A 22522-nucleotide genomic window follows, 5' to 3' on the forward strand; every position below is an offset into this window, starting at 1 on the left:
GGTTAATTCGTCGCTTTGCCCCCTCGCCAAGGCTCTGCTAGTTAGCAGTCGCAGCATTGGGGAAAAAAAGCAAGTCATGACTGACGATTCATCAGCCGACACCGAAACCGGCGACACACAAGATCATGCGGCTTTGTCCCGTTTGAACGAGAATATCCACAAGATGGAGGAGCTGTCCAAGCGGTTGGCAGTTGCTTTGTCGGCGCGGCAAAGCTCCGATCAGGGGCTGCAGGGACCGGGCAATGATGTCTATGTCAAGGCCGCTGCGGCCTACATGGCCGAGATGATGACAAACCCCGGCAAGTTGATTGAGCGGCAGGTTAATTTTTGGGGTCAAAGCCTGAAACACGCTGTCGAAGCGCAGACCGCATTGGCTGAGGGCACGCCCAAAGCGCCCCACGATGAACAGCCGGCGGACCGACGCTTTTCGAACCCTTTGTGGTCCTCTCACCCCTATTTTAACTTTGTAAAACAGCAGTATCAGATCAGTTCGCAAACGATTTCGGATATCGTGCGTGACCTGGAGGGGCTGGACCCAGCAGATAAAACGCGGGTCGAGTTCTTTAGCCAACAGATCATCGACCTGTTTTCGCCCACCAACTTTCTGGCGACGAACCCTGATGCGCTTGAGCGTGCGGTTGAAACCGAGGGCGACTCACTTGTGAAGGGGCTTGAGAACCTTGTGGCCGATATTGAGGCGAACAATGGGGACTGGCTCGTCAGCCTTGCGGACCGCAAGGCGTTTGAGGTTGGCAAAAACATCGGCGCGACCGAAGGCTCGGTCGTGTTTCGCAACAAGATGTTTGAGCTGATCCAATACGCGCCCACAACGGACGAAGTGCACCGCACCCCGCTCATCCTGTTTCCGCCGTGGATCAACAAGTTTTATGTGTTGGACCTAAAAGAGCGGAATTCGCTGATCAAATGGATCGTGGATCAGGGTTACACGCTGTTTGTCGTGTCGTGGGTGAACCCGGATGAGACTTATGCCGACGTTAGCATGGAAGACTACATTGAGCACGGGTATCTGGCCGCCGTTGACGTGGTCAAAGAGATCACGGGCGAAAAAGAGGTCAACGCGGTTGGGTATTGTATTGCAGGGACCACGCTGTCGCTGACGCTATCGCTCATGAAAAAGCGGGGCGATACTTCGATCAAATCCGCGACATTTTTCACCACGATGACGGATTTCTCGGACCCCGGTGAGATGGGCGTTTTCTTGAATGATGATTTCCTTGGCGGGATTGAGCGTGAGGCCGCAAAGCGCGGCTATCTGAGCAAATTCTTCATGTCGCGCACATTCAGCTACCTGCGGTCCAACGACCTTGTCTATGGCCCAGCGATCAAAAGCTACATGCTGGGCGAGGCGCCGCCCGCCTTTGATCTGCTGTATTGGAACGGGGATGGGACCAACCTGCCGGGCAAGATGGTGGTGCAATATCTGCGCGATCTGTGCACCGGTAACCGCCTTGCCGAAGGGACGATTGAATACTTTGGTGAGACGCTCTCACTGAAGGATGTGACCGTGCCGGTTTGTGCGATTGCCTGTGAAACCGACCACATCGCCGCGTGGAAATCCAGCTATGCGGGCGTTCGCCAGATGGGGTCGCGTAACAAGACGTTCATTCTATCCCAATCGGGGCACATCGCGGGCATCGTGAACCCACCCAGCAAGAATAAGTATGGCCATTATACCAACGACGGTCCGATGATCGATGATCCGGATGCATGGTTAGAGGACGCGACCTTTAATGAGGGGTCCTGGTGGCCACGTTGGGATGGCTGGCTCAAGAAACGGTCAGGCAAAAAAGTGCCGGCACGGGTGCCCGGAGAGGGCGCGCACAAGGTTTTGGGACCAGCGCCCGGGACATATGTGGTCGCTAAGCCTGCGGAATAATTGATGGATTAGCCCTGCACCGCAGCCTGTCGGTTTGTCGCATGCTGCGGTGCAGAAAAAACTTGAAATGCTGCAGTGCAGCGTGTATCTATATTCCAGACACAGCGAATAACTCGGGTGGTCCGGGTGAATATTCAAGGAGTAGAGACAATGGCTAACACACAAGATTTTACAAAATACATGACCGACATGATGGGTTCATTCCCCGTAGACACCGCTGCCGTTACGGACGCGATGAAGTCGCAAACGGCCATGGCAGAAAAAATGTCCAAGCTGGCTCTGGAAGCCGCTGAGAAATCCGCTGAGATTTCCAACAAATGGACCAAAGAAACACTGGCGAAAATCGCACCAGTTACGACTGCAAAAGAAGAGCCTGCTGACTACGCAAAAGCAATGACCGACTTCGCATCCGCGACAGCCGAAGTTGCTGCTGAAAACATGGCTGCTTTCGCTGAAATCGCGAAAAAAGTGCAGATGGAAACTGTTGAGCTGATGCTGGCTGCTGGCAAAGAAGCCACCGAAGACGCAACCGCAGCTGTTAAAAAAGCCACAGCTGACGTGTCCGCCGCGACGAAAAAAGCCGCCGCTAAATAAGCGACGCAAGAACACTTCTGCCGACGTCCTCCCTGTCGGCAAAAAAAGTGGGGCGGGGTGTTATTAGCACCTCGCCTTTTTCGTTTGTGCGCCCAGATGCGGGCGGCGCGGCCCGTTGGGGGCAATCGATTGTGCGCTTGCCTTTTTGCGATGCAGCAGCGTAGGGTTGCTGCACCGCAAAGAAGCCTGGGAGGCACATCGTGGCCGAAACGGACAAACCGCTCCTCATCAAACGCTATGCCAGCCGTCGGTTGTATAACACCGAGACGTCCGATTACGTGACGCTAGAGGATATCGCGGGTTTTATCCGTGCAGGGCGCGAAGTGCAGATTGTCGACCTGAAATCCGGGGATGATCTAAGCCGCCAGTACCTTCTTCAGATCATCGCAGAGCATGAAAGCCGGGGCGAAAACGTTCTGCCGCTGTCGGTTCTGACGGACTTGGTGCGCAGCTACACGACGCAGGCACAATCGGTTGTGCCGGACTTCTTAGCGCAAAGTTTTGATATGCTTCGTTCGGGCCAGTCCAAGATGATTGAGAACGCGAGCGTGATGAACCCATTGGCCAAAATGCCGGGGTTCGAAGTGATGCAGGCGCAGCAAAAGGCGTTTTTTGCAGCGATGACTGGCGGCTGGACCCCGGGTGATGAACCCGCAGCCGAGGCCAAACCTCAACCGGCCGCTGAGGACGAAAGCGCCGCCGAAGAGTTGGACGCGATCAAGAAACAACTGGCAGACATGCAGGCCATTCTGTCCAAAATGAACAAGACCTAGTCAGGTTTGGGGCGGTCTTCGGATCACGAAATCCGCCCCTTTGCAGCGCTAGCCGACCTCTTTGAATACTTGGGTCAGCGCGCCTTCTAGCTTTTCGAACATCTCATCCATGTGCGCGTCGGTCATGATGAACGGCGGGCACAGCACGATGCTTTGGCCCAAGGGGCGGCAGATCAATCCGTGATCGGTGCAGGTGTTCGCGATCCGCTCTGAGATCGACAAGTCGGCGGCAAACGGCGTGCGTGTGTCCTTGTCGCGCACAGCCTCTAGGGCCCCCATCAACCCCTTGCCACGCCATTCTCCGATGTGAGGATGCTTGGCCAATTCGGCCATTCCGGCCTCAAACCGAGGGGTTAGGGTGCGGACGTTCTCCATCAAGCCCTCGTTCATTACGACGTCAATCGCCTTGAGCGCGATGGCACAGCCCACAGGGTGGCCGGATGCGGTGAACCCGTGGGGGAATTCCTCAATCGCTTCGGCCGCATTTTGCATCCTGTCGGATAGCTCAGGCCCCAAGATGACCGCCCCCATAGGAAAGAACCCAGCCGTAAGATTTTTGGAGGAGATCACCGCGTCGGGCATAAAGTCATAGGTTTCACAGCCCCATGTGTTGCCCGTCCGGCCAAAGCCGCAAATGACCTCATCGCTGATGATCGGGATACCATGACGGCGCAGGATCGGGACGATGGCCTGAAAATACCCCTCGGATGGGGGGATCACGCCGCCCGCGCCCATCACCGGCTCGGCAAAGAACCCCGCGATAGTGTCGGCGCCTTCGCGCGCGATTGTGTCCTCTAGCTCTTGGGCCATGCGGGCGGTGAACTTGGCCTCGGTTTCGTTCGGGCGACCTTCGCGCCAATAGTGCGGACAGCTGAGGTGAACAAATCCCGGCAAGGGCAGGCCGAAAACGGAGTTGTAGGGCTTGCCCGTCATGGAGGCCGACACCGCCGTTACCCCGTGATAGCCGTTCTTGCGGGTCAGGATTTTGCGGCGTTCCGGCTGGCCCTCTGCGGCCCATAGGAACCACAGCATTTTGACCATTGTGTCATTCGCCTCAGACCCGGAGTTGGTGTAGAACACCTTGCCGCGCTCAAAGGGTGACACCTCAACCAGCTTTTCGGACAGTTGCACCGTTTGGTCCGACATCCGTCCAAAGAAGGCGTGATAGCCGGGGAAGCGGGCATATTGCGCTTGGGCGGCTTCGATTAGGCCCGGGTGGTCAAACCCCGCGACCATGTTCCAAAGCCCTGAATTCGCGTCCAGATATGTCTTGCCGTTCGTGTCATGGACATACGGCCCTGTGCCGTGGGTCAGCACAACGGTGCCACGCGCATGGATCGAAGGCAGGTCAGTGAAACCAAAGAATGAGGCGGCCTCAGCGCGGGCCTCCCAGCTTTGGGGAATGGTGGTGTCGGGCATGATACGCTCCTGATCGGATTCGCGGAGATGCTACGCCCAACCTGCGCCGCGAGCAATCTCACGCGACTTTGCATTTCTGCATCACTTGTCACAATCGCAGGCGTGAGCAAAAGACAGTGCTTGTGGTTGGCGCGTGCCAGACTACAATTTGTGCGTCCTTGGGAGGGTCTTATGTCAGTGTTTTTTGGCGCGATTGCGGATGATTTTACGGGTGCTACGGATTTGGCCGCCATGTTGGCGCGGGCCGGTGTGGCAGTAAACTTGCGGATTGGTATCCCAGACAGCACCGATGATTTGGCCCCGTTTGAGGTGATCGCCCTCAAGTCCCGGACCCTTCCACGCGAAGACGCGGTCAGCCAAGCGCGCGCCGCGCTTAAGTGGCTGCGCGGTGCGGGGGCTGAGCGGATATTTTGGAAATATTGCTCAACCTTTGATAGCACGGCACAGGGCAATATCGGCCCAGTGGCCGAGGCGCTGATGACCGACATGGGCGTGAGCCAGACAGTGTATTGTCCCGCGTTCCCCGAAAATGGCCGGACTGTTTATAACGGCTACTTGCATGTGGGCGACCAGCTGCTGAGCGAGTCGCCGATGAAGGACCACCCGCTGACCCCTATGCGCGACGCATCCCTCACACGGCTTCTGCGCCCGCAGGTCCGTCGTGAGGTCGGCGCAATTCACCTGCCAACCATTCGCGCCGGGGCCGAGGCGATTGAGGCCGCGATGATGCGTCTGGCTGAGGCGAATGTGGCTCACGTCGTAATGGATGCAATCGCGTCCGAGGATCTGAGTGCGATATCCGCAGCCGTTCATGACCTGCCACTGTTGACCGGGGGCAGCGCGATTGCCCAGAGCCTGCCGGAATTGTACGCGCAGGCCGGGGCGCTTTCGCGTCCCGCCGCACCCGCCACTCCGCCCAGTTTGAGCGCGGGGTCGGTGGTTTTGTCAGGCAGTTGTTCGGCCATGACCCGGGTGCAAGTCGGCGCCTATCTGGACCACGCCAAGGGCTTTCGGTTGGACCCGCTGGAATTGGCCAGCGAAGGCGTGCTGCCCGCGCGCCGTTGGTTGGCCGCGCAGGACATTGACGCCCCAAAGATCATCTACGCCACAGCGGAACCGGCCACAGTGGCCGCGGCCCAAGAAAAATTGGGCGTCGCGCGTGCCGGCGTTTTGGTTGAGGACGCGCTGGCGCAATTGGCGCTGGATGCACGTAACCTTGGGGTGGGGCGCATCGTGGTCGCGGGGGGTGAAACCTCTGGGGCTGTGACCCGCAAACTGGACATTGATCGCTTGGCCATTGGCCCCGAGATCGCACCGGGCGTGCCGTGGACGTTCTGCAAAAGTGATGACAAAGACCTCGCGATTACGCTGAAGTCTGGCAACTTTGGCAGCCCCAACTTCTTTGCAGAGGCGCTTGCGCTTTTGGAGCGCGTATAATGTCGGCAGAGGCCAAACTGCGCGAAGATATATGCACGCTCGCGGCCTCGATGTTCAATCGGGGGCTGACGTCGGGGTCTTCGGGCAACATCTCGGCACGGTTAGAGGACGGCCGCCTGTTGGTGACGCCGACGGGGCATTGTTTTGGCCGGTTGGACCCCGCCACATTGTCGGTGATTGACGCGGACGGGCGACACCTGGACGGTGATGCGCCCACCAAAGAGGTCCCGCTGCACACCGCATTCTATGAAACACGTGCCGCGCAGACCGGCGCGGTTGTGCACCTGCATTCGACCCATTCCGTCGCGTTGTCGCTTTTGCCGGAAACGGACCCCGACAATATGCTGCCCCCCCTGACGGCCTACGGGATCATGCGGCTCGGCAAGGTGAAACTGCTGCCCTATTACATGCCTGGAGACCCGGCCATGGGAGACGCGATCCGCGGGCTTGCGGGCAAACGATCAGCCGTGGTTTTGGCCCATCACGGTCCTGTTGTCGCGGGCAAATCGCTTGAGGCTGCGTGCTACGCGATGGAAGAATTGGAAGAGGCGTCCAAGCTGGCAATCCTGACCCGTGGGCTGTCGCCAAAGGTGCTCAATGCGGCTGAAATCAACGGATTGGTGACAAAATTTAACGTTGATTGGGACTAATCAAGTCCACCTCTAGCCGTCCGGTGCAATGAAAACCCCACATGTAGTGCGTGCCGCCCGATTAGGGCGGGCGTGAGGCGTGGGCGTCTGAAAAGGCCATAGTTTGGCCGAATAAATTCAAAATTCGTTAACCATACTGATCTCAGCAAGGGCATCGAGGGATGTTCTGACCACTGGGGGCGCTCTGCAATGAAAGGCAGCAGTATGAAGAACGTAGTCATTATCGGGGGAGACGGGTTTTGCGGCTGGCCTACGGCGCTGCACCTGTCGGCACAGGGGCATCGGGTTGCGATTGTGGACAACCTGTCCCGGCGCAAGGTTGACCGAGAGTTGGGCGCGTCCAGCCTAACGCCCATCGCTCATATCTCGGAGCGTGTTCAGGCGTGGAAGGAAGTCACGGGCAACCGGATCGACTTTTTCCAGATCGACGTGGCGCGGGACTATGGCGCGCTTGAGGATCTGTTGGCGATGCTCAAACCCGATACGGTTGTGCATTTCGGTGAACAACGCGCAGCCCCATATTCCATGCGAAACGTGTCGGCAAAACGCTACACGGTGGACAACAATATCCGGGGTACGCACAATCTGATGGCTGCTATCGCGGGCCTTGAGTTGGACACGCATGTTGTCCACCTCGGCACAATGGGGGTTTATGGCTACGCGGGCGAAGGCTTTACCATCCCCGAGGGGTATCTGCCCGTAAAGGTCGCCAACGATGAGGGGCAGTGGTCCGAGCGTGAGATCCTGTATCCCACCAATCCTGGCTCGGTCTATCACATGACTAAGTCGATGGATCAGCTGCTGTTTCAATTCTATGCGCGTAATGATGAAATTCGGATCACGGACCTGCATCAAGGCATCGTTTGGGGCACGCAAACCGATGAAACACGTCTGCATCCCGCGCTGATCAACCGTTTTGATTACGACGGAGACTACGGCACGGTTCTGAACCGCTTTTTGATGCAGGCGGCCGTTGGTCATCCGTTGACGGTGCACGGCACCGGGGGCCAAACGCGCGCTTTCATTCATATCCGCGACACGGTGCGCTGTGTGGCTTTGGCCGTGGCGCATCCCCCCCAAAAGGGCGCGCCGGTCAAAATCATGAACCAAGTGACCGAACAGCACCGGGTACGAGATTTGGCCCATTTGGTGGCTGATCTGACAGGGGCCCAAATTGCGATGGTGGACAATCCGCGCAAAGAGGCCGCTGAGAACGATTTGGTCGTTTGCAACGACAGCTTTCTCAAACTGGGGCTGAACCCGACAACCCTCCGCGAAGGGTTGATGGCCGAAACCGTTGAGATCGCGCAGAAATATTTGCACCGCTTCGATGTCGACGCTGTGCCGTGTGTCTCCACTTGGACGGGTCAACAAAAGGCCGGGATCGTCACTGAAGAGGCACTGCACCGTCAGATCGCGGCGGAGTAGAGACCAAGGATCGCTCTGTCAGCCCTGCCCCAACAGGCAATCACGCTCTGCGTAACAGGGCAGGGGCGGGCTGGCAGGCGCATGAAAGGAAACGCAGATGAGGCTTTTGGGTTTAGCGCTTTTCACGCTCCTTGTGATGGGGCTGATCCAGTTTGCGTTGTGGACGGATCGGGACACGACCTCGCGTGGGCTCGGGCCATTGGCACAGGCGGACCGTGTGCTGCACGATTTTGCCTCCGACGTGGGCGGGCGCGATGCGCGGCCCGGCAGCCGTCATCATACGATTGTTGTTCGCGAAGAAGACACTTGGGGCGCGCTGGCTGGGTCACCGGGGTATCATCGCGCGCGGTTTAACCTGCCGCGTGAGGCGCGAGTTGAGGCCGGCACCCTGACGCTTGATCTGACTGCGCAGTTGCAAGAGGAGGGCGTGGCCCGGCTGAAAATCAACATTAACGGTCAGCGCCGGGGTGAATTGGTTTTGCCCGAAGGCAAGTCCGAGCACCGCGTCACGCTGAACCTTTTGCCCGCCGATCTGACCCAATCCGTGGTTGAGGTGACGCTTGCCGCCAATGGCCGTTTTCCCACGGCTGTGTGTACGGCGCGGTGGTCGGGCGGGATGGTCCTGCGGGTCGAGCCCACAAGCCATTTGGACATCACGACTGAGGCGCCTCTGACCTCCCTTGGGGATCGTATGCGGGTCTCTGGCGATCCGGCGCATGTTGTGTGGGGCGCGGGGCTTGAGCCAGACATCATGGCGCGGATGCTGCGGTTTGCAGTTCACAAAGGTACGCTGGGCGGGGATGTTGAATTTGTTGCACCACAGGCTGCAGAGGGCGGTGCCGTAGTGCTCAGCCCGGATGATCTGGATGTCGCCGATGAACAGGTCGCGGCGACCATCGCCCCTGCGCCGCACCAGTGGCCCATGCAGCCTCCGGCGGGCTCGTCCCTGTGGGATGCGAAGTTCTTTGAATATCGGACCAACTGGCGCATTCCCTATGATCTGCGCAGCACCCCGAATGGCATGCTGCCCACGCATTTCGATTTTGATATGTCGCTTGTGGGTCTGGATCAGGCCGACCGCTGGATGCTGTCGGTGGTCTTGAATGGCCGCGCGATCCATACCGAACGTCTCAGTGAAAACGTTACACGGATTGCCCGCAGTGTGCCCCTTCCAGCGGAGCATCAGGGTTATGCGAATGTGTTAGAGCTGCGGGTCATGAATGATGAGCCGCGCAGTGGGGTGACATGCTTGTCGGGCACTCCTGTGATGGCCCAGTTAGAGGCCGGGACCCGCCTGCGTGGTGGGGCGTTGTCTGCGGATGCAGACGTCGCCGATTTTGGTGCCGCGTTGCCGGATGATCTATCGCTGGTGGTATCATCTGCGTTCAACGCCGCTGAGGCGACGAGTGCTGTGCAGTTCCTGTCCGAGGCGTTCGGCGCAGCGACGCGTTGGACACTGGGGGCAGCCTCTGAACGGCACGCGCCCGGAACGGTACAGTTAATTCTGCGCAATACTTTAGGGCAGGCCGTCGCGCAGGCCCGCGATGCTGGAGCCCACGATCTGTGGGTGTTGTGGCCGCGCTTGGGCGATGAGACGGACGCGCCTTACGCCTTGATGCGGATAACGCCGGAAACCGATCTTGGGGCACATATCCGTGCGGATGGGGGGCGGATTGCGGCGCTTGTGTCTTTGCGGCCTGTGGCGCAAACGGCAAACCCTGCGCAAACCGCTGACACGCCCCCAAGGGTGGTGCTGAGCACGCAGGTGGCGCGCCTTTTGGCGCCATCAACCGGCTTGGCCCCTCGTGCGCCTGTTGCCGTTGCAGGTGCAGGTGCGTCTATTGGCGGCGTATTCCCCAAGCGGCCTGTGATGGCTGTGCTCGCGTCTAACTTCGCCCCTAAGACCACTGCACACACACGCCGCCCGCGGGCGCTTGGGCCGGGCAATCGGCCGGTTCCTCGGCCCGATATCTTGGCCACAAAGAGCATGATTGCTGTGCCTGATTTGGTCCCCATGCCAAACCCCATACGCCCGCATCTGATCGCGCCGCTTCAGGGGCCATTGCAGCCGCAAGGGCCTGCGGTCATGGCCACCGTCGCGACACCGCGCACGAAGCCCGTGGTGAACTAGACCATGACCGCTCAGCGCCCCAAAGATGCCCCTGCCAAACGCTCAACCCATGAGTTTTGGTCCGTGGACAGCGCGCCCAAGCAGTTTTCGCATCGGGTGCCTCAAAGCCGCGCACCACTGTTGTTGGTGGTGTTTTGTGTCCTGTCCACCGCGTCGCTTTGGGGGCTGGGAAATATCCCCTTGCTGGTGGCGCTGTTTCCGCAACACGACATCTATTTTTTTCAAGGATATCAGGGGTACTACACCGTTTCGGTGCGGACGTTCATCCTATGCTTCTACATCTCGTTCGCTGTCTTCATGGACCGCCGCCCGAGCCACATGCTGGGCATGATGGTGGACATGTGCCTTAGCTATTTGGCGTTCTGTGTCCTACTCGACGGGGCTTCAGCCGTGATACACTTGTGGTTGGGCGTGGCGTTGCACGTCAACGTCGTTGCCATTGTGTCGGGTGTTGCGGGCTTTGCGATCTATTCGTTCAAGCTGTTGGAACGGGGCCGCATGCCGCCCCCCATCGCAATGGAGATCGACACCCGCCGCAACTGGCAAACCATGGCGACCGTGGGGTGCGTGGCCTTGCTATGCGCGGGGCTTTCGGTTTGGGTGACACTGCTGGATCTGAATGCTGTGCACGCGCTGCGCAATATTGCGCTGCTGGGCGGGATCGGGCCGGGGGTTTTTCTGTTTCTGCCCAGCTTTTTCGTGACGCTCTATCTGGTGTCCAGCCTGATGCTATTGCGCGACAGGCACCGGACGTTCATGCCACCGGTCACGATCTTTGTGCCCGCCCATAACGAAGCCCACATCATCGCGCGAGTGATCGCCGCCGCCGATGCCGCCGCCGCGCAGTATGCGGGTGCGGTGCATATGATCATCGCCAACAACAACTCAACCGACGATACCCACGCCCTTGCGGACCGCGCCCTGGGCGCGTGTGCGCATATGACTGGCGAGGTGTTTCTGGAGACACGGGCCGGAAAATCCCACGCGCTGAATGCGGCGATCGATAGGGTGCAGACCGAGTATATGATCCGGCTCGATGCGGACACCATCATGTTCCCTGATGCGTTGGTCAAGGTCATGCGCCACTTTCGCGACCCTCTTTGCGGGGCGGTGGGCGGGCTGCCATTTTCGCCCGGCGGAGGACTGTTCGACCGCGCCCGGTTCCTAGAGGCATTGGTCAAACATGGCTTCTATTCGGTGGGCTTTACAACGATCAATTCCGTCGTCGGTGTGCCTGGCATGTTCGCGGCCTACCGCACGGAATTGCCGCGCAAACTGGGTGGCTTTGTGAACGGCATGAACGGGGAAGACACCGATATGTCCCTGCGGATCGGGGAATTGGGCTACCGCCTTGTGTGCGACCCGGACGTGCAATTCGAAAGCGAAGTGCCCGGTACATACCACCATATGCGTGAGCAGCGAATGCGGTGGTTTCGATCCGTCTATCATATCTCTTCGCGGTGCCGAGCGTTGATCTTTTCGGCGCGCGCTACGGTGCGGGGCAAGGTCGTTCTGCCCTATATGCTCGTGAATTCTGGCCGCCGTGCGATGGTTGTCCCGCTCGTGCTGTTTGGCTTGATCGAATACTTTGGCGGGTTTCACACGCTGCGCCCGCTTGAGGTGCAGGCGGTGATCGCCGTTGCGGTGGGCGCACCTGCGTTGGTGGCATGTTTCGCGTGTTTGATCAACGGGAAGCCAATGGCGCTGTTGTACCTGCCGGAGTATTTGGTCTTTCGCATCCTCCGGGCGTATTTCACGCTAGAGTCCATGCTCTCAATCTCAATCAAGAGCTATGCGGAAAGTCTGGATGAACCGGTGCTGGACGTGGCCACAATCCGGGGATGGTTTGGACGACGGCCCGCGCCTAACGCTCAATCTGAATCGTAACGGGGCCGTCATTCACGAGGCTCACGGCCATATCTGCGCCGAACTGGCCGGTTTGTGTCGGAACCCCCTGCGCCGCGAGCTGTGCGGCAAAGTATTCGTACAGCTTTTCGCCCTCATCCGGGGCGGAGGCTGCTGAAAATCCGGGGCGATTGCCGCGCGATGTATCGGCTGCCAGCGTGAATTGGCTGATCACAAGCGCGCTCCCCTCCGCGTCCAAAAGCGAGCGGTTCATTTTGCCTGCGTCGTCCTTGAAAATGCGCAGCTTGGCGATTTTGTCGACCAGTGCATTGGCGTTGTCGGTCGTGTCGCCTTGCATCGCGCAGACCAAGATCATCACGCCGTGACCGCATTCACCGATCAGCGCGCCGTCCACATGAACCTGCGCGTGGCGGACGCGTTGAACAACGGCCCTCATAGCTCGGACCGGTGGGGCGGGTTGGCGCCTGCGCGCGATACCGTGATGCCGGCTGCCTGCACCCCAAGGGTGAGAGCGTTGCGGAGGGTGTCATCGCTTAGCGTGGCCAGCGCCGCTTTGGACAGAGCGTTGGCATCCGAAAGCCCCGCCATGAAGCCCGCGTTAAACGTATCGCCCGCGCCGATGGTGTCGACGACATCCACCCGCGTTGCAGGCACCGAAACCATTCCCGAGGCGCGGATCGCAACAGCGCCCTCCGGGCCCTTGGTCATCACCAGCATCTTGGGGCCCGAGGCCAAAAGCGCGTCGATATCACCGCCGTTCCACCAGTCCAGATCTTCGTCCGACAGCTTGACGATATCGGCCACAGCCATCATGCGGGTCAGCCGCGCGCGGTAGCGGGCCTCATCGCTGATAAACAGGGGGCGAATGTTGGGATCAATCATGACCAGCTTGTTGGGCGCGGCACGGGTGCACAATGTTTCAAACGCGTCGGCGCACGGCTCAACCGCCAGTGAAATCCCGCCGAGTGCAACGGCTTGGACATCGTCCAGCGCGGGCAGATCATCCGCAGTCAGCATCCGCCCGGCGGTGTTCTCATCAAAAAACGCATAGCGCGCGCTGCCATCGACCAGCTCGACAAAGGCCAGCGTTGTTGGCCGGTCAGATGTCGCGGCGCGGGCACCCACACCCGCCGCCGCCAAAGTGGCACGCAGCTGGTTGCCGAACATGTCCGTCGAAAGCCCCGTGAACAACGACACCGGGGTGTCGAGCCGTGCCAAAGCCACCGCCATGTTCAATGCAGCCCCGCCCGTGCACGGCATGAATGTGGCCTCACCCAACGCCGTCTGGCGCGGCAACATATCGATCAAGGCTTCGCCCGCACAAAGTATCATCGCTTAAAACCTTCCCTGTTCGCTTAGGGCAATCGCGTAGCCCACTGCCGCCGCAAGTACCAGCCCGGCCAGCACCGCAAAGCCGATTTTCCACGCTGAATAGGGACGTTCCCCCTGCACGCGGCCTGTTTGGCCATTCACCACAAAGCGGTAACTTTTGCCCCTGTATTTGTAGGCGGCCAGCCAAACCGGCAGCAGGACATGTTTGAACGTGACATTGCGCATCTGTGTGCGGGCGTGGTCGATCCGTTGTTTGTCACCGCCGATATCAAAGCGGATGTCACGGTTGATTACGGCATCCATTTGCTGCTTGGCGTCCTCGAAACCGTCCTCAAGCGTGACGGTGTATCCTTCGGCGCGGAACCCGGCCAAAAACTCGGGCGTATATGGGGTCAGCGCGGACAGATCCCACGGGCTAAGCGCCTTGGTAAACCGCGCCGGAAGCGAGCGAGAGGCCAGCACAAGCACATCATCAAAAAACCGCGCCACCCGCCCCGAGACCGTACGCCAACGCGTGCGCGGCACCTGTTTGCGCACAGGTTTGCCATCACGCATGACAGTCACGGTTTGATAGTAAACTGTGCCGCGTTGGCCCGTGTAATCCGTCGTCGTATCCGTATCGAACGTCCAGTAGGGCACGTAGATGCCCTGCATTTTGCGCCCCTTGCGGGCATAGGCTTGCAACCCGTTCGGCGCGAACCAAAGGCCGCCCAACCAATCTGACATGGCCTCTTTGGCGGCGCTTTCCTCAAGTGCAAAGGGCAGGACGCCCGCCGGTTTGATATGCCGGTGCGCGCCCGTATCGGTGACCACTGGTGTGGCGCAAAACGGGCATTCGGCGGCATGGATGTCGGGATCGAATTCGACCTGAGCCGCACAATTGGAGCAGGTGGAAACCCGCGTTTCCTCCATCAGGTCAGAGCCACCTTGGCTGAGGCCTGTGCGCAAGTCGATTTCCTGCAATGTCGCGACGCGGCGACCCTCCATCGGGGCGGTATTGCCGCAGTGGTCACAGACCAATTGGCCTGCGGCGGGTGTAAACCGCAGGTCCGCCCCGCAGGCGTCGCAGGGAAATCGGTGGTCGAGAACGTCAGTCATGTGTGGCTGCGTAAAGCCACCCTAGACGCCGGGGGGCGGAGGCGGCGGCATCACGGTAAACAGTTGCGCCAGTTCGCGCACGTCCTCGGCGCGCAGCCAGCCATCTTGGCCCGGTGTCCAAATATGCGTATCGCGAGTGAGGCTGCCCTCGGTCACCATTTTGCCCATCGCTGCCTTTGAAAACGGTCCGGTTGTCTGGCCATTGCGGGCGATGTGCCAGATATGCTCGACCGGAGGGGGCGGCGGTGGTGGCGCTGCCTGCGGCACAGCCCCCCACGGGCCGCTGCGCGGTTGGGCCATGGATTGCGCCATGCCCATGCCCATGCCCATCCCCATTCCAAGCCCCGCACCCATGCCAGAGTTCGGCGTGGTCGCGGCCGATTGCATCGCCTCAGCGGTGGCAAAGCGTTGGTATTCCGTAAGATCGCCCAAGACACCCATCGAGGTCCGCTTATCAAGCGCCTTTTCCACCGCCGCAGGAAGCGAGACATTTTCGATGTATAGCTCCGGCAGGGTCAGCCCATAGCCGGTGATGGTTTCGCTGATCTGCTCGGCAATCAGCTTGCCCAGATCGCGGGTATTGGCCGCCATATCAAGCACCGGGATGCGCGAGCTGGCCAACGCGCGCGAGGCTTCTTGGACAATGATGTTGCGGATCTGAAAGGTAATCTCATCGGTGGTAAAATCGCCATCCGTGCCCACGATTTCCGTCAGGAACCGGGCAGGGTCGGTTACCTTAACGGTATAGGTGCCAAAGGCCCGCAACCGCACAGCGCCAAACTCAGGATCGCGCAGGGTGATCGGGTTTTTGGTGCCCCACTTCAGGTCGGTAAAGCGGTTGGTGTTGACGAAATAAATCTCAGACTTGAAGGGCGATTTGAAGCCGTGATCCCAGTGCTGAAGACTGGTCATGATCGGCATGTTGTTGGTTTCCAGCATATAGAGCCCGGGGGTAAACACGTCGGCCAGCTGACCTTCGTGAATGAAAACAGCGGCTTGGCCTTCGCGAACGGTCAGCTTGGCGCCGTATTTGATCTCATGGCCCTCGCGTTCAAACCGGGTGACCATGGTGTCGCGGCTGTCGTCGGTCCAATGAATAACGTCAATAAACTGGCCGCTTAGAAAATCGAAAATGGGCATGCGTGCCTCCTGAGGCGGGAAAATCAGATGGAGCCGCTGGGCGCACGCTCGCTTGCAAGGCGCGCGACGATGGGGCGGGCTTGGTCAGGGGTCATCCCGGGGCGAAGCCGGGGGTCATACAAAATGCTCAAAAGCCGTTCATCATGTGAGGTCAGAAAGGCGAATTCTTCGTCGTCGTTGAAAATAGAGGGGCGTGCCTTGGGGCTGTCGTTGGCCAGCCCAAGGCCTTGGGCGATTTCCTCATGATAGCACGCGTCGCGCATCAGATCGGGGTGTTCCGTCCGGATCAGGGCGATGGCTGAGGCATAGACATAGGGCGCAGACCGCGTGGAGGAGGCATAGACCGCGCAGAAATTGTTGCGCGTCAGGCTCGTCATTTCCTTGATGGTTGCCGCGCCCAGTTTGGGTTCAACCGCCTTAATCAGAGGGCCAAGGTTGCGCTGTTCATCCACGCTGACCACGAACACGTGGTAATTCGCGCGCTTTGGGTTGGACACGAGGCTGATCGGGTGGCCGGTGACACGCGCAAGGCGTTTGATGTAGTTCTGGACAAGGGTTTTGTCGCGCGCCTGCTGGGCCTCTGGTAAGCTTGGCCCGAAGTGAAGGGCGATGCGCACAGGACCCTCCCAGCGGCGCAATTGAGCCGCCGTTTGCGCCGCCACAAACCGACCGCCGATTTGTGTGTATTCATTGAACAAAGCCACGCGTTCAAAATTGCGGCTCAGATCATCGGCGTCATAGGGCACATCCGGCCCACCGCCGTCCACGCGCATCAACCCCCGCGCAACCTGCTCTTTTTCGATCCGGGTATAATATTTGCGGGCCGATTTGCTTTCGTACGAGGGGCCGCGCACGGCGGGGATCGCCGGGATCGTGCCGGGGGCCACCATAGGGCTGGCAGCGATCGGCTCGGGCGGGGCAACTGCACAGGCGCACATCAGGGCGCATAGCCCAAACCCCGCGGCAAGCCGCGTCATGGTCATCGAAAAAGAGCGGCGCGTTAGGATCATTCGATGGGCACCGAAGTCCCTGCGGTGTCGCCCACGCCGTCCTTGCGCGCCTTGGCCGAAGCGAGCGTGTCGCGCAACTCTGCCTCCATCTTTTGCAGCTCCACTTCGGCGGCTGCGCGGCGGGCTTTGCCCTCATCCGCGATCTGGAGGCTTTCGTTGATTGTGGCGACCAGATCGTCATTGGCCTGTTTCACGGCGTTGATATCAAACACACCACGTTCCATTTCCTCACGCACGATTTTGTTGGTTTCGCGCAGGTTGGCCGCGTTTTGCGTGAGAAGTTGGTTGGTCAGGTCGTTGGCCTCGCGCACGGCTTCGGCCGCCTCGCGGGAGCGTTGGATCGTGACGGCCTGCGCCAGTTGGGTTTCCCATAGGGGCACGGTGTTCACGAGGGTCGAGTTGATCTTGGTCACCAGCGATTTGTCGTTTTCTTGCACCAACCGGATCGAGGGCAGGGATTGCATCGTCACCTGCCGGGTCAGTTTCAGGTCATGCACCCGGCGTTCCAGATCATCGCGCGCCGCCCGGATATCGCGCAATTCCTGCGCGAGGATCATTTGGTCATCGGGGTCGGCGGCGGCGACCGCAGAGGCCCTGGCAGGAATGACGTTGGTGTCCAGCTCTTTGATTTTCTCCTCACCGGCGGTGATATACAGACCGAGCTCGCGGTAAAAATCCAACGTCTTTTCATAGAGTTTATCGAGGGACTTAATGTCCTTCAGAAGCGTCTGTTCATGGCCTTCAAGGGTCTCGGTGATCTTGTCGATCTGTTCCTGCACGTCCTCATAGCGCGCAAGGAAATTGGCAAAGGGCGCGACCCGCCCGGTGAGCCGTTCCCACCACGAACGTTTGCGCCGCACGTCCAGTTCACTCACCGAGAAGCCCCGGATCGTGGTCACCATCGTCCGCAGACTGTCGCCGGCGGGGCCAACGTCCTTGTTCTTGACGTCGGCCAACATGGCTTGGGAAATTTCTTGCAGCTCAACCTGCGCGGCAGAGCCAAACGCGATGATGCTGTCGGTATTGTTCAGGTCGATTTCATCCATGCGCTTGCGGATGTCAGCGGCCACGGGGGCCTCGGCGGTGGCTAGCGGGATCAGCTCGGCGGTGGGCTCGGGCAGGACCACGGCACTTATAGCTTCGACCTCTTTGAGGGCGGCTTTTGCTTGTTCGTGTACTGATTTTTCCATGATAAATTCCTAATCGTTAATAAGTAGGCCGTCACGCTTAAGACGGTCTCGTAATACTTCAATTTCAATATCTAAATCACTGCGATCCGCCACTAAAAGTTTTTCGCGTTTGGCTTCAAAGCTGGCCTCTAGGTCGGTAAGTAAAGCATCGTAGTCGGCCAAGGTTTGCGCGTCGCGTGTTTGGGCAAACAGATCCGCGAATTTGACCGTCGCATCACGGGCCGCCACGAGGTAGATGCCCAGAAACTTGCGTGCAGCAGATAGGTCGCGCGGGTCCTCTTCGACGGTGCGAAACATCACGCGGGCCGTGGTTTGAAACCGATCCACCCGCGCCATGACACCGCGATCACCGGCGCGTAGGGCGGCATCTTTCATCTCGGCCAGATAGCCCTCGGCTTTGTCGAGGGCGGTGGCCACGCGCTCGGTCTGAAAGGTATCGATCCCCTCCATGCCTTTGTCGCGCAGGGGGTCGATGCCAAACGAAAAGCTGTGCAAAATTCCGCCAACAATTCCGTAAAGGGCGGCGCCGGGGATGCCAGACAGCCCGTCCATCGTGGCCAAGGCGATGCCGATGCCTGTTAGAACACTGGCGCATATTTTTCGTGGAAAGGAAGGGCGGCGCGCGATTTTACGATCATTGAACGCGTTTTCGGCTTTTAGCCCCTCTTGCAACAGCCAAGCGGCAAGGATCAGCGTGGCGGCAGCGGTGAAATCGACGGCCATCGCGAGCGGTGGTTTGCCCAAGCCCAGAAACAACAGCGGTAACGGCAGGAGGAACAGGATCAGCAGTCGCAATCTGTGGCGGCTCGGCTTGACGCTGGCCAGCGGGCTGGGCTTAGCCCCCGGTTGGCTGCGCCCATCGGGGCTGAATTCTCCACCAAAGCGTTTCGCCATGATCAGATCTGCCCATCCAGCACGCCAAATGACGCCAAACCCATCAGGATCATCAACGCCACAAAGCCGAATTTCTGCAAACTCTCTGACTGCATAATGCGCCCCACTTAAAATACCTTAACAAAGTTTAATCAGCGCGCCGCCGTTTTGCGAGTCCCCCCGGGCGATTGTGACGTAGCGTGGGCAACTTTCCCCTCACTTTGCCGATTTGAATAGCGTCTTGCTGCGTGCAAGGTCTTTGGCCGCCCCGCGTTTTTCGGCCGCAAGTGCGCGTCCTGCGATCACACCGGGCCGCGCGCCAACCTCTGCGAGCCAGCGGGCAAAGTGGGGTTTGTCGTCTAGAGTTTGCTGCTGCCCCTCCCACAGGGATGCCCACCCCCAGATTGACATGTCCGCAATCGAATAAAACTCGCCAGCCACGTAGCGGTTGTTGGCAAGCTGACGATCCAGCACCCCATAAAGCCGTGCCGTTTCCGCGCCGTACCGGTTTTTGGCGTATGGAATGTCGTTGGGCGGGTCCATCGCGGGGGCATATTTCATAAAGTGGTGCGCCTGACCCGCCATTGGCCCCAGCCCGCCCATTTGCCACATCAACCATTGCTCAACGGCAATACGTTCCCGTTCGGTCGTGCCGCCGAATTGACCGGTTTTGCGCGCAAGGTATTGCAGGATCGCGCCGGATTCGAAGATCGAGATGGGGCTGCCGTCCGGTCCCTGCGGGTCCACGATGGCGGGCATACGGTTGTTGGGCGCAATCTTGAGGAACTCCGGCGCAAATTGCTCACCGGCGCCGATGTTGATCAGCTTGAGCGTGTAGGGTAGGCCCATTTCCTCCAGCGCGATAGAGACTTTCCAACCGTTCGGTGTGGGCCAGAAATACAACTCAATCGGGTCTTGGGGCGTGGTCATGGCAGTTCCTCCTGTTGGGGCGGAGGGTTGCCCGAATTCACTTGCGCCGCAAGGGCTAGGTGCTGTGCGAGTGGGACATTGCAGGCAAATTGACACCGACGCCCCAGCGCTTTATGCCAGCGGTCAGAGAGGGGATTTGTACCGGATTGTGGCCCTCTATAAATATGCCGCTAAAGAGGTTGGTCATGGAGCGATGGCTCCACCCGCACCTCCAATTGCCGGTTTAGGCCAGATGCAGGAGCGATGCCATGAAAGACACACCTCAAACCGCCGCAGGGTCCAAACGCGCGCTGTCCAAGCGTACCCGTGCTGTGCACGCAGGCACCCGCCGCAGCCAATATGGCGAGGTGTCAGAGGCGATGTTCCTGACCCAAGGCTTCGTCTATCCATCGGCTGAAGCAGCAGAGGCGCGCTTCATCAAAAGCGGGCGTGAAGAGTTCATCTACGCCCGCTACGGCAACCCAACCGTCGCGATGTTTGAGGACCGGATCGCCGCGATGGAGGGCACCGAAGACGCCTTTGCTACGGCCAGCGGCATGGCCGCGGTGAACGGCGCGATGATGAGCCTGTTGAAAGCCGGGGATCATGTGGTCTCGGCCAAGGCGCTGTTTGGGTCCTGCTTGTATATCCTCGAAGAAATCCTGACCCGCTTTGGAGTTGAGGTGACGTTCGTCGATGGGACAGACCTTGCCGCATGGCAGGCCGCGATCCGCCCGGACACGAAGGTGGTGTTTTTTGAATCGATCTCGAACCCCGCGTTAGAAGTCATTGATATCAAGGCGGTCTGTGATCTGGCGCACGCCCATGATGCCACTGTCGTGATGGACAATGTCTTTGCCACGCCTTGTTTTCAGGATTCGGTGGCGATGGGCGTCGATGTGGTTGTGTATTCCACGACCAAGCACATCGACGGACAGGGGCGCTGCCTTGGGGGCGTGATCTGTGGCACCCAAGAGTTCGTGCGCAAAACGGCGGAGCCATATCTTAAACATACGGGCGGCGCGATGAGCCCGTTCAACGCCTGGGTGATGCTCAAGGGGTTGGAGCATATCGACCTGCGGGTGAATGCCCAAGCCGACACGGCGTTGGCGATTGCATCGGCGCTTGAGGGGCATGCAGCCCTTGAAAACGTCTTGTTCCCCGGTCTGCCGAGCCACCCGCAACACGCGCTTGCGATGCGTCAGATGGAAAAGGGCGGCACTGTTCTGGCGCTCGATATCAAGGGCGGCAAAGAGGCGGCTTTCCGGTTCCTGAACGCGCTTGAGATCGTGATTATCTCAAACAACTTGGGCGATGCGAAATCCATCGCGACGCACCCGGCCACGACGACTCACCAACGGCTTAGTGTGGATCAGCGGACGCACTTGGGCATCACAGACGGTTTGGTGCGGCTTTCGGTGGGGCTTGAGGGCACTGAGGACCTGATTGCGGATATTATGGGCGCGTTAGAGGCGGTTTAAAGCGCAACCGGGGTTCCCTTGTTTTTATGGGGAATACCGCCAAAGGTGCGTTTTTCTCGGAAAAGTGTCGTAAAATTGTAAACCAACTCTGACACTTGGTCGTATATATCACACCATCGCAAAAAGCGGGGGGTGCCCGCACTGCTGATCGCGCGAACCACAAGGGGGGATGGCATGAACATCCACGCACCGGAAATTGACCGCCAACCGAATGATGATCAAGCCGCTGAGGCGCTTGCAACGCTACAGCGCTGGGCCGCTGCGGCGTCTGAGGCTGAGATTGCCGCTCTTGATCCCAAAATTGCGCAGCTTTTGCCCGGTGCTGAGGCTACAGGTAGGGCCTTGAGCCGCACGTATCCCGATGATTTCCGCGTGGATGATGCGTACCGCGCCACCCTTCCGGACCTGCAAAACGGGCCATCTAGCCTGATCCGTGGGGAAAAGGCGCTGATCCAACACGTTGGTATCTCTAACTTTCGCCTGCCGATCCGCTATCACACCCGTGAAGGCGCCGAGCTGACGCTTGAGACGTCGGTCACGGGGTCCGTCAGTCTTGAGGCGGAGAAAAAGGGCATCAACATGTCGCGCATCATGCGCACGTTCTATGCCCGCTCCGAAGAGCGATTTTCGCTCGGTGTGATCGAAGCCGCGTTGAGCGATTACAAAACGGACCTCGAAAGCTTTGACGCCCGTATTCAGATGCGGTTCAGCTTTCCGATGAAGGTGGATAGCCTGCGGTCCGGCCTGTCGGGATATCAGTATTACGACATCGCCATGGAGGTCGTGGACACTGGTGGCGTGCGCCAGAAATTCATGCACCTCGATTACGTATACTCCAGCACCTGCCCATGCTCGCTTGAGCTATCGGAGCATGCACGTCAGGCCCGTGGTCAGTTGGCAACACCCCATTCGCAACGTTCCGTGGCGCGTGTGTCCGTTGAGGTGACAGGGCCATCCCGCCTTTGGTTTGAGGACCTGATCGAGATGTGTCGCGCGGGCGTGCCCACGGAAACGCAAGTGATGGTCAAGCGTGAGGATGAGCAGGCCTTTGCCGAACTAAACGCTGCCAACCCGATTTTTGTCGAAGACGCGGCGCGCTCATTTTGTGCGCAACTGAAGGCCGATCCGCGCATCGGGGATTTCCGCGTTGTCGCCAGCCACCAAGAGAGCTTGCATAGCCATGACGCGATTTCGGTCCTGACGGAGGGTGATACGTTCGCCGCCCGCTCGCTTGACCCGCGCTTGTTCCAATCGCTGTTTCACGTCGGCTAATCGGCGCATTTGCCGTGCTGCG

19 protein-coding genes and 1 riboswitch are annotated in these 22522 nt (G+C 59.3%); of the genes, 10 read left to right on the plus strand and 9 right to left on the minus strand.

The genetic code is table 11. The features are described from left to right. Positions 1 to 76: 76 nt before the first annotated feature. The 3 genes from PM04_RS10375 to phaR all read left to right on the plus strand — a co-directional run bounded on the left by PM04_RS10375 (position 77) and on the right by phaR (position 3264). Positions 77 to 1897 (plus strand): alpha/beta hydrolase, encoded by a 1821-nt coding sequence (locus PM04_RS10375; protein ID WP_038006380.1) that lies wholly within the window; start codon positions 77 to 79, stop codon positions 1895 to 1897. Positions 1898 to 2047: 150 nt separating this feature from the next. Next, on the plus strand, positions 2048 to 2491 hold the full coding sequence (locus tag PM04_RS10380) for a hypothetical protein (RefSeq protein WP_038006382.1): 444 nt from the start codon (positions 2048 to 2050) through the stop codon (positions 2489 to 2491). Positions 2492 to 2691: 200 nt separating this feature from the next. After that, entirely contained in the window at positions 2692 to 3264 is a 573-nt protein-coding gene (gene phaR, locus PM04_RS10390; protein WP_038006385.1) for a polyhydroxyalkanoate synthesis repressor PhaR, read from the plus strand. A gap of 48 nt (positions 3265 to 3312) precedes the next feature. Here the strand turns inward: phaR and PM04_RS10395 are convergent, their stop codons facing one another. After that, entirely contained in the window at positions 3313 to 4683 is a 1371-nt protein-coding gene (locus tag PM04_RS10395) for an aminotransferase (protein ID WP_038006387.1), read from the minus strand. A gap of 171 nt (positions 4684 to 4854) precedes the next feature. Between PM04_RS10395 and otnK the strand changes: the two genes are divergently transcribed. From otnK to PM04_RS10420, 5 genes are all read left to right on the plus strand, one after another. Next, the gene (gene otnK / locus PM04_RS10400; RefSeq protein ID WP_038006389.1) at positions 4855 to 6120 is read left to right on the plus strand and encodes a 3-oxo-tetronate kinase; all 1266 of its coding nucleotides are present in this window, start codon (positions 4855 to 4857) and stop codon (positions 6118 to 6120) included. Beyond that, positions 6120 to 6770 (plus strand): aldolase, encoded by a 651-nt coding sequence (locus tag PM04_RS10405; protein ID WP_038006391.1) that lies wholly within the window; start codon positions 6120 to 6122, stop codon positions 6768 to 6770. The genes otnK and PM04_RS10405 overlap by 1 nt, the downstream gene beginning before the upstream one ends. Positions 6771 to 6974: 204 nt before the next feature. Beyond that, a complete protein-coding gene (locus tag PM04_RS10410; protein ID WP_038006393.1) occupies positions 6975 to 8198 on the plus strand; it encodes an NAD-dependent epimerase/dehydratase family protein in 1224 nt (407 codons plus the stop codon). A 97-nt stretch (positions 8199 to 8295) separates the two neighbouring features. Next, positions 8296 to 10329, plus strand: coding sequence for a cellulose biosynthesis cyclic di-GMP-binding regulatory protein BcsB (locus tag PM04_RS10415; RefSeq protein WP_038006395.1), 2034 nt, complete (start codon positions 8296 to 8298; stop codon positions 10327 to 10329). 3 nt (positions 10330 to 10332) lie between these two features. Next, the gene (locus tag PM04_RS10420; RefSeq protein WP_052068296.1) at positions 10333 to 12216 is read left to right on the plus strand and encodes a glycosyltransferase family 2 protein; all 1884 of its coding nucleotides are present in this window, start codon (positions 10333 to 10335) and stop codon (positions 12214 to 12216) included. Here PM04_RS10420 and dtd read toward each other — a convergent pair. The 8 genes from dtd to PM04_RS10460 all read right to left on the minus strand — a co-directional run bounded on the left by dtd (position 12194) and on the right by PM04_RS10460 (position 19768). Then, positions 12194 to 12631, minus strand: a complete 438-nt coding sequence (dtd, locus tag PM04_RS10425) for a D-aminoacyl-tRNA deacylase (RefSeq protein WP_038006397.1) — start codon at positions 12629 to 12631, stop codon at positions 12194 to 12196. The two genes, PM04_RS10420 and dtd, sit on opposite strands and share 23 nt — an antisense overlap. Next, complete coding sequence (locus PM04_RS10430; protein ID WP_038006398.1) at positions 12628 to 13527, minus strand: carbohydrate kinase; 900 nt, start codon at positions 13525 to 13527, stop codon at positions 12628 to 12630. The genes dtd and PM04_RS10430 overlap by 4 nt, the downstream gene beginning before the upstream one ends. 3 nt (positions 13528 to 13530) lie before the next feature. After that, positions 13531 to 14625, minus strand: coding sequence for a TFIIB-type zinc finger domain-containing protein (locus PM04_RS10435; protein ID WP_038006399.1), 1095 nt, complete (start codon positions 14623 to 14625; stop codon positions 13531 to 13533). A 21-nt stretch (positions 14626 to 14646) separates the two neighbouring features. Further along, positions 14647 to 15765 (minus strand): SPFH domain-containing protein, encoded by a 1119-nt coding sequence (locus tag PM04_RS10440; protein WP_038006400.1) that lies wholly within the window; start codon positions 15763 to 15765, stop codon positions 14647 to 14649. 23 nt (positions 15766 to 15788) lie between these two features. Further along, a complete protein-coding gene (locus PM04_RS10445) occupies positions 15789 to 16775 on the minus strand; it encodes a DUF2927 domain-containing protein (protein ID WP_052068295.1) in 987 nt (328 codons plus the stop codon). After that, positions 16772 to 17965, minus strand: coding sequence for a toxic anion resistance protein (locus PM04_RS10450; RefSeq protein WP_038006401.1), 1194 nt, complete (start codon positions 17963 to 17965; stop codon positions 16772 to 16774). Before PM04_RS10450 ends, PM04_RS10445 begins: the two co-directional genes overlap by 4 nt. Positions 17966 to 17974: 9 nt before the next feature. Continuing rightward, positions 17975 to 18859: a 5-bromo-4-chloroindolyl phosphate hydrolysis family protein gene (locus PM04_RS10455; RefSeq protein WP_038006402.1), complete on the minus strand. Its 885-nt coding sequence runs from the start codon at positions 18857 to 18859 to the stop codon at positions 17975 to 17977. A gap of 195 nt (positions 18860 to 19054) precedes the next feature. Then, complete coding sequence (locus PM04_RS10460; protein WP_038006403.1) at positions 19055 to 19768, minus strand: glutathione S-transferase N-terminal domain-containing protein; 714 nt, start codon at positions 19766 to 19768, stop codon at positions 19055 to 19057. A 118-nt stretch (positions 19769 to 19886) separates the two neighbouring features. Further along, positions 19887 to 19963: riboswitch (SAM riboswitch) on the plus strand. A 53-nt stretch (positions 19964 to 20016) separates the two neighbouring features. Between PM04_RS10460 and metZ the strand changes: the two genes are divergently transcribed. After that, positions 20017 to 21228: an O-succinylhomoserine sulfhydrylase gene (gene metZ, locus PM04_RS10465; RefSeq protein ID WP_052068294.1), complete on the plus strand. Its 1212-nt coding sequence runs from the start codon at positions 20017 to 20019 to the stop codon at positions 21226 to 21228. Positions 21229 to 21402: 174 nt separating this feature from the next. Then, positions 21403 to 22500 (plus strand): GTP cyclohydrolase FolE2, encoded by a 1098-nt coding sequence (folE2, locus tag PM04_RS10475; protein ID WP_038006406.1) that lies wholly within the window; start codon positions 21403 to 21405, stop codon positions 22498 to 22500. The last annotated feature ends 22 nt before the right edge of the window (positions 22501 to 22522 follow it).

Origin of the sequence: Thalassobacter sp. 16PALIMAR09 (assembly GCF_000765485.1) — a bacterium.
Classification (GTDB): Bacteria; Pseudomonadota; Alphaproteobacteria; order Rhodobacterales; family Rhodobacteraceae; genus Thalassobacter; species Thalassobacter stenotrophicus.

Bases quoted from the DNA above. Each gene is read 5' to 3' on its own strand.
- PM04_RS10375 (WP_038006380.1), top strand. From the start codon at position 77: ATGACTGACGATTCATCAGCCGACACCGAAACCGGCGACACACAAGAT.
- PM04_RS10380 (WP_038006382.1), top strand. From the start codon at position 2,048: ATGGCTAACACACAAGATTTTACAAAATACATGACCGACATGATGGGT.
- PM04_RS10395 (WP_038006387.1), bottom strand. From the start codon at position 4,683: ATGCCCGACACCACCATTCCCCAAAGCTGGGAGGCCCGCGCTGAGGCC.
- otnK (WP_038006389.1), top strand. From the start codon at position 4,855: ATGTCAGTGTTTTTTGGCGCGATTGCGGATGATTTTACGGGTGCTACG.
- PM04_RS10405 (WP_038006391.1), top strand. From the start codon at position 6,120: ATGTCGGCAGAGGCCAAACTGCGCGAAGATATATGCACGCTCGCGGCC.
- PM04_RS10410 (WP_038006393.1), top strand. From the start codon at position 6,975: ATGAAGAACGTAGTCATTATCGGGGGAGACGGGTTTTGCGGCTGGCCT.
- PM04_RS10415 (WP_038006395.1), top strand. From the start codon at position 8,296: ATGAGGCTTTTGGGTTTAGCGCTTTTCACGCTCCTTGTGATGGGGCTG.
- PM04_RS10420 (WP_052068296.1), top strand. From the start codon at position 10,333: ATGACCGCTCAGCGCCCCAAAGATGCCCCTGCCAAACGCTCAACCCAT.
- dtd (WP_038006397.1), bottom strand. From the start codon at position 12,631: ATGAGGGCCGTTGTTCAACGCGTCCGCCACGCGCAGGTTCATGTGGAC.
- PM04_RS10430 (WP_038006398.1), bottom strand. From the start codon at position 13,527: ATGATACTTTGTGCGGGCGAAGCCTTGATCGATATGTTGCCGCGCCAG.
- PM04_RS10435 (WP_038006399.1), bottom strand. From the start codon at position 14,625: ATGACTGACGTTCTCGACCACCGATTTCCCTGCGACGCCTGCGGGGCG.
- PM04_RS10440 (WP_038006400.1), bottom strand. From the start codon at position 15,765: ATGCCCATTTTCGATTTTCTAAGCGGCCAGTTTATTGACGTTATTCAT.
- PM04_RS10445 (WP_052068295.1), bottom strand. From the start codon at position 16,775: ATGATCCTAACGCGCCGCTCTTTTTCGATGACCATGACGCGGCTTGCC.
- PM04_RS10450 (WP_038006401.1), bottom strand. From the start codon at position 17,965: ATGGAAAAATCAGTACACGAACAAGCAAAAGCCGCCCTCAAAGAGGTC.
- PM04_RS10455 (WP_038006402.1), bottom strand. From the start codon at position 18,859: ATGGCGAAACGCTTTGGTGGAGAATTCAGCCCCGATGGGCGCAGCCAA.
- PM04_RS10460 (WP_038006403.1), bottom strand. From the start codon at position 19,768: ATGACCACGCCCCAAGACCCGATTGAGTTGTATTTCTGGCCCACACCG.
- metZ (WP_052068294.1), top strand. From the start codon at position 20,017: ATGAAAGACACACCTCAAACCGCCGCAGGGTCCAAACGCGCGCTGTCC.
- folE2 (WP_038006406.1), top strand. From the start codon at position 21,403: ATGAACATCCACGCACCGGAAATTGACCGCCAACCGAATGATGATCAA.